The 11,732-nt window shown below is 58.8% G+C and carries 11 protein-coding genes; 8 read left to right on the plus strand and 3 right to left on the minus strand.

What is annotated here, in order from left to right; genetic code table 11:
* Window positions 1–152: 152 nt before the first annotated feature.
* The 3 genes from D3870_RS22185 (at window position 153) to D3870_RS19420 (ending at window position 4,098) form a co-directional block, all read left to right on the plus strand.
* Window positions 153–449, plus strand: coding sequence for a hypothetical protein (locus D3870_RS22185; protein ID WP_147375869.1), 297 nt, complete (start codon window positions 153–155; stop codon window positions 447–449).
* 108 nt (window positions 450–557) lie between these two features.
* A complete protein-coding gene (locus tag D3870_RS22900; RefSeq protein WP_119742645.1) occupies window positions 558–770 on the plus strand; it encodes a GDCCVxC domain-containing (seleno)protein in 213 nt (70 codons plus the stop codon).
* Window positions 771–1,404: 634 nt separating this feature from the next.
* Window positions 1,405–4,098, plus strand: coding sequence for a bifunctional diguanylate cyclase/phosphodiesterase (locus D3870_RS19420; RefSeq protein ID WP_158590523.1), 2,694 nt, complete (start codon window positions 1,405–1,407; stop codon window positions 4,096–4,098).
* Between the two features lie 278 nt (window positions 4,099–4,376).
* Here D3870_RS19420 and D3870_RS19425 read toward each other — a convergent pair whose 3' ends face one another.
* On the minus strand, window positions 4,377–4,685 hold the full coding sequence (locus tag D3870_RS19425) for a hypothetical protein (protein ID WP_119742649.1): 309 nt from the start codon (window positions 4,683–4,685) through the stop codon (window positions 4,377–4,379).
* Between the two features lie 107 nt (window positions 4,686–4,792).
* Entirely contained in the window at window positions 4,793–4,957 is a 165-nt protein-coding gene (locus D3870_RS22425) for a hypothetical protein (RefSeq protein WP_158590524.1), read from the minus strand.
* Window positions 4,958–5,205: 248 nt separating this feature from the next.
* On the opposite strand from D3870_RS22425, the gene D3870_RS19430 reads away from it, so the two are divergent.
* Window positions 5,206–5,568, plus strand: coding sequence for an SPW repeat protein (locus D3870_RS19430; protein WP_119743147.1), 363 nt, complete (start codon window positions 5,206–5,208; stop codon window positions 5,566–5,568).
* Between the two features lie 234 nt (window positions 5,569–5,802).
* Here the strand turns inward: D3870_RS19430 and D3870_RS19435 are convergent, their stop codons facing one another.
* The gene (locus tag D3870_RS19435; protein WP_119742651.1) at window positions 5,803–6,282 is read right to left on the minus strand and encodes an Hsp20/alpha crystallin family protein; all 480 of its coding nucleotides are present in this window, start codon (window positions 6,280–6,282) and stop codon (window positions 5,803–5,805) included.
* A gap of 373 nt (window positions 6,283–6,655) precedes the next feature.
* Between D3870_RS19435 and D3870_RS19440 the strand changes: the two genes are divergently transcribed.
* The 4 genes from D3870_RS19440 to D3870_RS19455 are packed head-to-tail and all read left to right on the plus strand — an operon-like array spanning window position 6,656 to window position 11,634.
* Window positions 6,656–7,657 (plus strand): sugar-binding transcriptional regulator, encoded by a 1,002-nt coding sequence (locus D3870_RS19440; protein WP_242490107.1) that lies wholly within the window; start codon window positions 6,656–6,658, stop codon window positions 7,655–7,657.
* Window positions 7,658–7,662: 5 nt separating this feature from the next.
* Window positions 7,663–9,228 (plus strand): glycerol-3-phosphate dehydrogenase, encoded by a 1,566-nt coding sequence (glpD, locus tag D3870_RS19445; protein ID WP_422879679.1) that lies wholly within the window; start codon window positions 7,663–7,665, stop codon window positions 9,226–9,228.
* 9 nt (window positions 9,229–9,237) lie between these two features.
* Window positions 9,238–10,290 (plus strand): ABC transporter ATP-binding protein, encoded by a 1,053-nt coding sequence (locus tag D3870_RS19450; RefSeq protein WP_119742656.1) that lies wholly within the window; start codon window positions 9,238–9,240, stop codon window positions 10,288–10,290.
* A gap of 48 nt (window positions 10,291–10,338) precedes the next feature.
* Window positions 10,339–11,634 (plus strand): ABC transporter substrate-binding protein, encoded by a 1,296-nt coding sequence (locus D3870_RS19455; protein ID WP_119742658.1) that lies wholly within the window; start codon window positions 10,339–10,341, stop codon window positions 11,632–11,634.
* Window positions 11,635–11,732: the final 98 nt, after the last annotated feature.

The following is an 11,732-nucleotide window of genomic DNA, read 5'->3' on the forward strand; positions in this document are numbered from 1 at the left end:
GAGCAAGGGCGCTGACTCAACGTCGAATATTGATATTGATCAAGGTGAGGTTCATCGCTCAAACGCATCAGAGAGGGACATGCCTATAGTGAAAGCAGCATGACCATCTGACAAAGGCACCCAAGTTGTCACGTTTAGAGTCGGAAACCCGCTTGCCGGACTTGAAAGTCCGCTGGTCCAATCTGAAAGGCGTGCTGGATCAGCTTACGGCAGACCAACGATGGCTCAGCACCCGGTTGGAGCTGCATGATCCTCTCGTGAAGGAAGTACAAGCCTGCAAAGTGCCAGCCCCCAGTCCGTTGACTATCGGGACCCTGCTGGCGTCCGTTCTGGGCGAAATCGATAGCGTTGAAAACGCCATAAGAAGCATGGAACGGCGTGAAAGACCCGGTCAGGAGCATGCCGGACCGACCGGCAGCGCACGAACAGATTCAACGAAAGGCGCATGAGCCCTTTGTCGTGAAAGGCGAACGCAACGGCATGTTCTCGCCAGGAGATCGATGTCATGCGCACGTGTGACAAAAGCTGCCGTAATCCGATTGGCAAGAGCAACAAGGATGAAAACAACTGCTCTTGAATCAATCGTGACCTGTCCGCAATGCGGTTTTGCAAAGCAGGAAATCATGCCGACGAATGCCTGTCAGTTCTATTACGAATGCGAAAATTGCCACGCAGTTTTACGCCCAACGCCTGGTGACTGCTGTGTCTATTGTTCCTACGGGTCGGTGAAGTGTCCGTCAGTACAGGAACAACGCAGATGCCGTGATTAAGGCTGCGCTGAACAAGTCCCGCGATGGCGCGCGCCTGAGTTCGGGATGGGCTGCAAGGCGCAAACCGCAGACATGGCGGGGCCATGGCGAGGGTGAAGCAGGGAATTCGGACAGCATGCTGTCCGCCTGCGTAACGGCACAGGCTTGCAAGCCTGTGCGCGCCCTGCAGGGGTTGCAACGCCGCGGACCGCCCGAACTCAGGATGCACAATGCACCGAAGCGTGAGGACTTGTTCAGCGTAGCCTTAAGTCGGCCTCCGGAAGTTCTGCCGTAACAGCAACGCAGCGGTTACAAATCGTCCGTTCTACCCGCAGATAAGCATCTTTACGCGCGCGCCGAGATATCATTGACCGTTGCCGAACGTGCGCGCTTCTTGATCACATTCCCGGCATAGCCGACGGCAACGGCGCCAGCCACCGTTGCCGAACGTGCGGCCATTGCCCTCGCCCATTCACTGTGAGCTTTCATCTCGGCAATGAAATTGCTAATACAAAGCATGCACCAGCACAAAGTCAAACAGGCTCCGCTGACTTATGCTTCTTGAATGTGCGAGCGCACTCTTGTGCGGCCGCACATTCAAGGACTGATCCTTCCCACGACGACATGTGAAGTTCAAGAAATAACGGCGCTGACAATGGCTATGGCTACGAGTTATCTGGCGAACATTCGTGAAAGGCTGGCCTTCCTGTCCGGAAATTACCGCTTGGCAGCTGTGTGGCCGATCGTCGCACTGATTTCAGGCATCGTCGGATGGAACTTCCTGCTTTCGGGGTTGAACGCAGACCGGGAATCGCTTGAAACACACGCTCTGCGAGAAGCGGAAGCCATGGCCAGACGCTATGCCGACCAGGTTACCCGAACCGTGGAGGCAATTGACCAGATCACGCTTCACGTTCGATATGACTGGAAGCTTTCGAACGGCAAGCTCCAATTGGACGACGCCAAGGCAGAAGGATTATTCCCTCCCACCTCCATCTTTTTCGTCGCTGTCATTGATCGCAATGACATGCTCATCACGGGTACGCTACCACCACCGAAGAATAGATTCCTGGGAAATACAGAAGACTTTCTGGCGCAAAAAGCGGCGACCGAAGATTTCCTGTATGTCGGTGCGTCCTTTGTCGGCCCCGTTTCCGGAAGAAACACCATTCCGTTCACGCGGAGACTATTGGATCAGGATGGAAGCTTTGACGGCATCGTGGTGGTTTCCGTTTCTCCTGATTACTTTACGTCGAGCTATAACGAAGCAATTCTTGGAAAGAATGGTCTTTTGGGGATCGTCGGTGATGACCATAAAATGCGCGTCACGCGCATAGGTCACACCGTTCACTCCGCAAACGTGCACGCCTTTGTTTCGGTGCCGCGTTTTGCTCCACAAAAAAGCGGAAGCGCCGTCCTGAACGGCAATGAATGGTTCGCTGACAAACGCAGCCGGTACGTCGGGTGGCACGCCGTTGAGCGATATCCCCTTATTGCAATGGCCGGGCTGGACGCGCAGGACATGCTGACGCCTTACCGGGAAAATCGGGCCGCTGCAATCCGCACCGCGTTGGGAGCCACGCTGGCATTGGCAGTATTCACACTGATCGCGATGATACTTTCGCTACGCCTGGCCTGGAGGAAGCATCAGCTGGAGATGACCCGCACTACCTATCGCATGGCCACGGAAGGAGGGAACGAGGGATTTTACATATCTCGTCCCATTCGGGATGTGCATGGGGCAATTGTGGACTTCATGACAATTGACTGCAACCAGCGAGGTGCAGAGCTTTTCCTTCATCGACGTGAAGAGCTGATCGGCAAGACGATTTCGACCCTCTATGACCGGACCCCATCTGACCGAATAATCAAATTGCTTTGCCTGGCCATGGAGGCCGGCTCGCATGAAACCGAGTTGGAAGTGCCTGGCGAAAGCCCGTTTACGGGCCGATGGGCACACCTGAAAGCCATCCGCTCCGACGGCGACCTTGCGGTAACACTACGCGACATCAGTGACACAAAAGCGCATGTCGCGGAACTTGAACGGCGCAGCAATGAAGATGCATTGACCGGCCTGCCGAATCGACATTGGGTCCAGACCTCGCTCCCGACGGCAATCGAACATGCGGCGGCAAACAATGACATGCTGGCGGCGCTGTTCATCGACCTGGACGGATTCAAGGCGGTCAACGACACGCTGGGCCATGAGGCGGGAGATGAGGTCTTGCGCAATGCAGCCCGGCGTTTGAAAGTTGCTGTTCGCCCTCATGACTGCGTGGCCCGTCTGGGCGGCGACGAGTTCGTGGTTATCCTCGAACGCATTGCGCAGAAGGCGGACGCCGCGCATGTCGCGGAACGCATACTGCATGCCTTCCAGGATGGTTTCCATCTTTTGCAGGGCGTGCACGCGATTGGAACATCGATCGGAATCAGCATTTTCCCGACTGACGGAACAGACTCCGAAACATTGTTACGCAATGCCGACATTGCCATGTATTCGGTAAAAACCAGCGGAAAAAGGAACTACCGCTTTTATGATGAGAAGTTCCATGACGCCTTGCGTGCGCGTCTGGAGAGAGAAGCAGAGCTTCGGCATGCCATAGGGCATGACCAGTTGGTGATGCACTACCAGCCGCGTGTCGATATCTCGACTGGCACGACATCCAGCATGGAAGCACTGGTACGCTGGGCGCATCCATCAAGAGGGGTGCTAGAACCGCTCGAATTCATTCCGCTGGCAGAAGAGACCGGCCTTATCCTGGACCTGGGCGCGCTGGTGATCGACAAGGTGTGCGCCCAGCTGGCATGCTGGGCGCAACGGGGTCAGCAACTGGTACCTGTGTCCATCAATGTCTCTCCCCGTCAATTCAATGAGACGGACGTCGCCAAAATCCTTTCAACGTCTCTGGCACGCCACAACGTCGATCCGAGACTGATTGAAATCGAACTCACCGAATCGTCGATGATGGGAGACAGTCACGATGTTGCCAATGCGCTCACGGCAATCCAGAAAATGGGCATCAAACTGCTGGTCGATGACTTCGGAACTGGCTATTCATCGCTGTCACAGCTGCAACGGCTGGATTTTGATGTACTGAAAGTCGACCGCGCGTTTACATCCGGGCTGGAGAGAACCGGGGAAGGCAACGTGTTTTTCAAGGCCATCATCACCATGGCGCATGCACTCGGGATGCGGGTAGTGGCCGAGGGCGTTGAAACCCTCGAACAGATAAGAATACTCAAGTCGCTCAAGTGCGATGAGATTCAAGGGTTCTATATTTCAAGGCCATTGCCCCCGTCCGACACGCAACCCATTCTGCCCAGGTGGTTTTTCCCGTCGACAGCGTGACGCTTGCGAACCATCCGTCATTGAACTAGTGTCCCGAGTTGGAAATTCGCTGCATAAAAGATGACGAGAATCGCACCGATACCGCGTCAAAAATGCGCGCAAGGCCTCGGCCTTGCTGCGCTTTTTTCCTTGTCTCGTCGCGATTTCATCACTTTTATTCGCAACGAATTTCGAACTCGGGACACTAGGACCAGGCATCCGCATGTGGAAACATGAATTGCTCATGCAATTGCCTTCATGGCCGATGAATGAAGTGAACGGGCTCTTGCCCGCCCGTTTCACTCCGGCTTCCGGATAACCGCATACGCCGCATCAAACGCCTCGTCAAACGATGCATACGAATTGCCGTGCGCATTGAATCCGCCTTCCGATTCGGGCAGCGACTGCACGTATGTCCTGAAGCGGCGATAGCGTTCGGCATCCTGGCGCAGCGTGGATTCGGCCTGCTCGAACTCCATGATTCTCCGGTGCTGAAGTTCCGCCTTTGCCTGCAGCTGTTCGATCGCCTGCGCGGCTTTCTCCACCATGGCCAGCAGCTTTGCCAGACTGTCGTGGCGTTCGCTTTCCTGTTGTTTTGATTGTTCCATCGGACTCCCATTCCGATCCGTTCACGGGCCGCGCCGGTAAAAACCGGGCACGGGTCCGCGAGAACGGGCAACTACGGCGCGTTGCAATTCTTGTTTGAAAATGCGGATCAGCTCGCCAGCCGCTGCTCCAGCTGTGCCGCCAGCACGTTCAGCATACGCAACCTCGCGTGATCCGTGTAGTAACTGTCTGTCAGTGGAGATTCTGTCGATCTTTTGAGCGTTTCGATTTCGGCGAGCATCTTCCTCAACTTCAGCCGGTAATACCATTTCATTGTCATCCCCTTGGAACTAAAACACTTGCAACATTTGCTCTAGATCGTCAATTCGGTAATTAGTTCCACACAAGAAACAAATGATTTTGCGGCGCGCTGCGGCAGGCGTCACACCTGCCGCAGCGAGGCGGCGCTGCCGCTGAACGGCGGCCTGATGCACATCCTGGAACATTTCCATTTTTGAAATATCTAATGTTCAGGAAGGCAAGGGGGCGCATACGTAAAGGAGCAAGGATATGGACGCGAAAATGACAACCAGGCGATGGCAAGACTGGGGCAACTTGTTGCTTGGAGCATGGCTGTTTGTATCCCCTTGGGTAATGCTGTATCCGGCTGATGTACCGAGTGCGATGTGGAACGCCTACATTCTCGGCAGCGCGATCGTGGTGTTTGCGATCATCGCAATATACTTGCCGCGCGCATGGGAAGAAGGCTTGAACATGCTGTTTGGCCTCTGGCTCGTCATTTCTCCCTGGGTGCTGGGATTCTCCATGTACAGGGACATCACGGCAAATGCGGTAATCGTCGGCGTGTTTGTGGCGGCACTCGCTGCATGGGCGATGACGCATGACAAGGAGTTCGCCGCATGGCGGCAAAAGCTGCATGTCTGACTGGAGCGACGACACAGGCGGCATGAGGATGCGCCGCAGGAGCATCAAGGCGCATCAGGATGCAGCCGGGAGCCGCTGAAGCGGTCCGCCCGCCGCAACGAGCGGTGCGACTATCCCGCCGGTAGAGATACCGCTGCGGGATTTTTTTATGCTCCCGTTTATCGGCAAAAATCGGCAACAAAAAAGCCGTGCATCGCTGCACGGCTCTCTGGCCGCATGCCGACGGCATGACGACTATTGCACGGTAAGCTTTTTCGCCTCCGTCGCGCGCTTCTTCGGCAGGGACAGCATCAGGATGCCGTTCTCCAGCCGGGCCTGGGCGGCGCTCTCGTCCACTTCCGAGGGCAGCGTGAAGCTGCGTGCGAAATGCCGCGTTATGCGTTCCGCATAGACGATGCTCTCGCCCTCTTTTTGCGCCGACTCGCGTTTGGCTTCGCCTTCGATCGAGACGCGCTGATTCTCGACCGCGACCTTGATGTCTTCCTTCTTGACGCCGGGCATTTCCGCCTCGACCTCGAACGACTTGTCGTTTTCCGTGACTGTCAGCCGCGGGCTGGCGATGTCGTCCGCACCCTGCCGCGACAACGCGGAATACGGCGAACCTGGCGCAAGGAAATCCTCAAACATGTTTTCAACCATCCGTCCGAAGGAATCGTCCATCGACGCGGGACGGTACGTTGAAAGCGGTGAAGCATGACGTCTGATGATGTTCATGACCGCCTCCTTTCACTGTCTTTCATCACATCGGGCTCATCTCGCCCCATGCTTTCTTTATAGCCTTCCAGACAGCGATTTCAAGAGTGCGGCTGCGCGTGCAGGCTGCCGAAGCAGCTCGCCGTGCGGATCTACGTAGAGGCATTCGCATGACTTCAATATTTGAATGCAATCTTGATAACCCTGCGACGCGATCCTGTTCATTATTCAGCGTGCCGCTGCGGCGAGTTGCTGCACTCCTGCGGCCCGGCTTGCGTGCCGCATGCGCATGACGCAACGCAGCATGCGCACTTCTTGATTTTCGCGAATCGTTCAGCTATTGTACAAACGTTCAATAGCCGTGATCATCTGTTCAAAGCATGCAATGACCAACATGGATCGCCAGGAAACCGCCCTCGCCGCTGTGCGCGTGGCGCGCCTTTACTACTTTCAGGAGATGACGACCGCCGTCATTGCGGAAGAGATGGGAACGTCCAGGGCAACGGTGTCGCGCCTGCTGTCGTACGCAAAGGAAAAAGGCCTGGTCGAGATCCGCGTGCACGATCCGAGCGAGCAATCCGGCTCGCTGGGAGAAGCGATCAAGGAACACTATCAACTGCGCTCGATTCAGGTCGTTCCGGTGTCCGACACGGCCAGCGAACAGGAGAAACTGCAGCGCGTCGCCGCGCATGCCGCCGCCTACCTCAATACCCTGGTTGTGCCTTCGTCGGTGCTGGGTCTGGCATGGGGAAACACGGTTGCCGCCATTGCCGACAACCTGATGCCCAAGCATGTGCATGCCATCGACGTGGTGCAGTTGAACGGTTCCGCCACCGGCCTCGATATCGTCAACACATTCGGCGAATCGATCGTGTCGCGCTTTGCGCAGAACTACGGCGGCAGAGCGCACAGCTTTCCGGTTCCGGCGTTCTTTGACTATGCAGAAACCCGTGCGGCGCTGTGGCGGGAACGCAGCATCAAGTCCATCCGCAGCCTGCAGGACAACGCATCGATCCTGCTGTTCAGCATCGGCGCAATGGAAACCAGCAGCCACATCTATACCGGCGGCTACCTGGACAAGAAGGACCTGCAGGACATCCGCAAGGACGGCGTGGTCGGCGATATCGCAACGATGTTCTTCCGCGGCGACGGCAGCTGGCGCGACATCACGCTGAACGCACGCAGCAGCGGCCCCGATCTGAACCGCTTTCAACGCGCGGACCACTCGATCTGCGTGGTGTCAGGCAAGGGCAAGATCCCCGGTCTGCAGGCGGCGCTCCTGGGCGGTTTCATCAACGAGCTGGTCATCGACGAACCGACCGCGCGACTCCTCATTGGCGACATCGGCATGGCGCGGCCGGTCGCGGAAAAGAAACGACGCAAGAATACAAGATGACCAAGATGACAAACACGGCTACTTACGATCTGTTGATCATCGGCGGCGGCATCAATGGCGCCGGCATCGCCCGCGATGCGGCAGGCCGCGGCCTGTCCGTGGCGCTGTGCGAGCAGAACGACTTCGCGGGCGCGACCTCGTCCGCCAGCACCAAGCTGATTCACGGCGGCCTGCGCTATCTGGAGTATTACGAGTTCCGCCTGGTGTCCGAGGCGCTGGCCGAGCGCGAACACCTGCTCGATATCGCGCCGCACATTTCCTGGCCCCTGCGTTTCATCATGCCGCACGTCAAAGGCCTGCGTCCGCGCTGGATGATCCGGCTCGGCCTGTGGCTGTACGATCACATCGGCGGGCGCATCAGCCTACCGCATTCGCAGGCGGTGGACCTGAACCGGCTGCCCGCATCCAGCGGTCTGCGCCATGACATCGCCCGAGGTTTTGCCTACTCCGATGCATGGGTGGATGATGCGCGGCTGGTGATCCTCAATCTGCTCAGTGCCCAGGAACATGGCGCCGACATCCTTGCGCGCACCCGGCTCGCTGCCGCCGAGCGTGCGGACGGGGCGTGGCGGTGCGTACTGGAAAACACGCTCACTCATGCGCAGCAGACGGTCACCGCACGGGCGATTGTCAATGCGACCGGCCCCTGGGTCGCGACGATGGATCGCCTGCTGAATCCTGCGCCGAAGTCGGCATCGGGACATGCCGCGGTCAAGCTGGTGCGCGGCAGCCATATCGTCGTGCCGCGATTGTTCGCCGGCGAACATGCATACATCCTGCAGAACGACGACCGGCGCATCGTCTTCATGATCCCCTACGAGGAGCGCTACACGCTGATCGGCACCACCGATGTGCCGCAGGAAAACATGGACAAGGGCGCGCGCATCAGCGCGGACGAGGAGGCCTACCTGCTGCGCGCCGTCAATGCCTACCTGGAGAAGCCGATCGCCGGCGGCGATATCGTCTGGCGATATGCCGGCGTGCGGCCGCTGTTCGATGACGAATCCGACAATCCTTCGGCCGTCACGCGCGACTACACGCTCGTCCTTCAGGATGAACAGAATATTCCGTGCGTGTCCATCTATGGCGGAAAGATCACGACCTACCGCCGCCTGGCCGAATCCGTGCTCGACAAGCTCGCACCATGGACGAGCACCCGCCGCGGATCGTGGACGAAACAGGAGCCGCTGCCCGGCGGGAATTTCAAGCGCGCCGACCGCGCAAAGGAAGTCACACGCCTGCAAGAAAAGTTTGGCAAACTTGCGCCACGCTTCCTCGGACAGCTGTTTTCCCGTCACGGATTGAATGCATACAACATCTTGAGAGAAGCGCAAACCCATGAGGAGCTGGGGCGCGATTTCGGCGGCGGCCTGACACAGCGCGAGGTCGATTACCTGGTGCTGCACGAATGGGCGCACAGCGCCGACGACATTCTCTGGCGGCGCACCAAGTGCGGCCTGCACATGAGCGAGCAGCAAAGATCCGCATTCGCCGAATATTTCGCTGCGCGCGGCACGCGTGCTGCGGCCGACGGCGCAGCGGACCGGACTCAACATCCAATCACAAATTAAAGGACTGCGATGGCAGCAATTTCGCTACAAGGCATCACAAAGAACTGGGGAGAGGCGCAAGCCGTCAAGGGCATCGACTTCGAGGTCAAATCGGGCGACTTCACGGTGCTGCTCGGCCCGTCCGGCTGCGGCAAGTCGACCACGCTGCGCCTGATCGCCGGCCTTGACACGCCGTCCACGGGCAACATCCGCATCGGCGAGCGCGACGTCACGAACCTGCCGCCGGCGCAACGCAAGATCGCGATGGTCTTCCAGTCGTATGCCCTGTTTCCGCATCTGAATGTGCGCGACAACATCCTGTTCGGCGTGCGCGTGCGCAAGGAACCCAGCAAGCATTTCGAAACCCGGCTCAAGCGCGTTTCCGACATTCTCGGTCTGAGCCACCTGCTCGACCGGCGTCCCGGCCAGCTCTCCGGCGGCCAGCAGCAGCGCGTCGCGCTGGGCCGGGCCATCATCGCCGAGACGCCGGTGTGCCTGATGGACGAACCGCTTTCCAATCTCGATGCGCAGCTGCGCCAGGAAATGCGTCGCGAAATCCGCGCATTGCAGCAGCAGCTGGGCATGACGATGATCTACGTCACGCATGACCAGACCGAAGCGATGAGCATGGCCGACCAGGTCATCCTGCTGCGCGACGGCCGCATCGAGCAGAACGCACCGCCCGGCGAACTGTATGCGCAGCCGGCGTCGATCTTCGCCGCGCGCTTTATCGGCACGCCGCCGATGAACATCCTGCCATTGAGCGCCACCCCGGCCGGCATGGTGATCGACGGCAGCAACGGCCCGGCCGTCCTGCCGCACAACGCCGCCGAGGAATGGCAGCTCGGCGTGCGGCCCGAACATATCCGCCTCGTCGAGCGGGGCATCCCCGCCGTCGTCGAGAACATCGAATATTTTGGCGCCGACACCATCGTCGGCGCCAGAGTAGGCAACGCACCGCTGCTGATACGAGTGCCGGGTCAACTGGCACTGGATGCAGGCAACACGGTTCAACTCGGCTGGGATGAGTCGAACCAGTATTTCTTCGACAAGAAGACAGGCTTGCGGCGTCACCTGGCCTAGACCCGCAGGCCGGAAAATTGAAGCGAATCATCAACCGAGGAGACTAGCATGCGCAGAGTTCTACTGAAATCCATGGCCGCCCTGGCCGTCAGCACGGCATTTGGCGTCGCACCGGCACTGGCTGCCAATCCGGTCGAAGTGAGTCTGTATTACCCGGTCGCCGTCGGCGGACCGGTCACCAAGACCATCGACGGCATGGTTGCCGAATTCGAGAAGCAGAATCCGGACATCAAGATCAAGGCGGTGTATGCCGGCACCTATCAGGAAAGCATCGTCAAGGCGCTGACCGCTTACAAGAGCGGCACCCCGCCGACGATTGCGGTGCTGCTGTCGACCGATCTGTTCACGCTGATCGATGAGAACGCGATCGTGCCGATCGACGGCCTCGCATCGACGCCGGACGACAAGAAATGGATCGGCGGCTTCTACAAGAGCTTCATGGAAAACAGCCAGACCGGCGGCAAGACCTGGGGCATTCCGTTCCAGCGCTCCACCATCGTCATGTTCTGGAACAAGAACCTGTTCAAGGAAGCCGGATTGAATCCGGACAAGGCGCCCGCCAACTGGGCCGAAACCGTGAGCTACGCGAAGAAGCTGACCAAGGCCGACGCCAACGGCAACGTCACGCAATGGGGCGTCAAGATTCCGTCAACCGGCTTCACGTACTGGATCTTCCAGGGCATGACCACGCCGAACGACACGATCCTGATGAACTCGGCCGGAACGCAAACCTACTTCGACAAGCCCGGCGCGGTCGAGGCCCTGCAGTACTGGGTCGACCTGTCCGCAAAGCACAAGGTCATGCCGAGCGGCGTGATCGAATGGGGCACCACGCCGAAGGATTTTCTCGAACAGAAGGCCGCCATGGTCTGGACCACCACCGGCAACCTGACCAATCTGCGCGCCAATGCCACCTTCCCGTTCGGCGTCGCGATGCTGCCGGCCAACAAGCATCCGGGCAGCCCGACCGGCGGCGGCAACTTCTACGTCTTCAACAAGACCTCGCCAGAACAGCAGAAGGCGGCCATGAAGTTCATCCGCTGGGCCACCGAACCGCAGCGCGCCGCGCAATGGAGCATCGCCACCGGCTACGTCGCGACCCGTCCGGACGCATGGGAGACGCCCGAGATGAAGAAGTATCTGCAGGAAGTCCCGGCCGCAGGCGTGGCACGCGATCAGCTGCAGTACAGCGTCGCCGAGCTGTCGACCCACGACAACCAGCGCGTGACCAAGGCACTCAACGACAACCTGCAGGCTGCGCTGTCCGGCACCAAGACGCCGGAAGCCGCACTCAAGGATGCGCAGCGCGAAGCGACGCGCATCCTGCGCAGCTGGCAGCGTTGATCGCTCGCGGCGGCTTGCGTATCGATCCGGAATCCGGATAACGATCGTTTGTCCAGAGTCTCCCTCCCCTTCAAGGGGAAGGATGGGATGGGGATGGG

It is taken from the genome of Noviherbaspirillum cavernae, from assembly GCF_003590875.1.
GTDB classification, from domain to species: Bacteria; Pseudomonadota; Gammaproteobacteria; order Burkholderiales; family Burkholderiaceae_D; genus Noviherbaspirillum; species Noviherbaspirillum cavernae.

Excerpts from the sequence above, each read along its gene's own strand:
- D3870_RS22900 (WP_119742645.1), top strand. The coding sequence starts at position 558 with ATGAAAACAACTGCTCTTGAATCAATCGTGACCTGTCCGCAATGCGGT.
- D3870_RS19420 (WP_158590523.1), top strand. The coding sequence starts at position 1,405 with ATGGCTATGGCTACGAGTTATCTGGCGAACATTCGTGAAAGGCTGGCC.
- D3870_RS19425 (WP_119742649.1), bottom strand. The coding sequence starts at position 4,685 with ATGGAACAATCAAAACAACAGGAAAGCGAACGCCACGACAGTCTGGCA.
- D3870_RS22425 (WP_158590524.1), bottom strand. The coding sequence starts at position 4,957 with ATGAAATGGTATTACCGGCTGAAGTTGAGGAAGATGCTCGCCGAAATC.
- D3870_RS19430 (WP_119743147.1), top strand. The coding sequence starts at position 5,206 with ATGACAACCAGGCGATGGCAAGACTGGGGCAACTTGTTGCTTGGAGCA.
- D3870_RS19435 (WP_119742651.1), bottom strand. The coding sequence starts at position 6,282 with ATGAACATCATCAGACGTCATGCTTCACCGCTTTCAACGTACCGTCCC.
- D3870_RS19440 (WP_242490107.1), top strand. The coding sequence starts at position 6,656 with ATGGATCGCCAGGAAACCGCCCTCGCCGCTGTGCGCGTGGCGCGCCTT.
- glpD (WP_422879679.1), top strand. The coding sequence starts at position 7,663 with ATGACAAACACGGCTACTTACGATCTGTTGATCATCGGCGGCGGCATC.
- D3870_RS19450 (WP_119742656.1), top strand. The coding sequence starts at position 9,238 with ATGGCAGCAATTTCGCTACAAGGCATCACAAAGAACTGGGGAGAGGCG.
- D3870_RS19455 (WP_119742658.1), top strand. The coding sequence starts at position 10,339 with ATGCGCAGAGTTCTACTGAAATCCATGGCCGCCCTGGCCGTCAGCACG.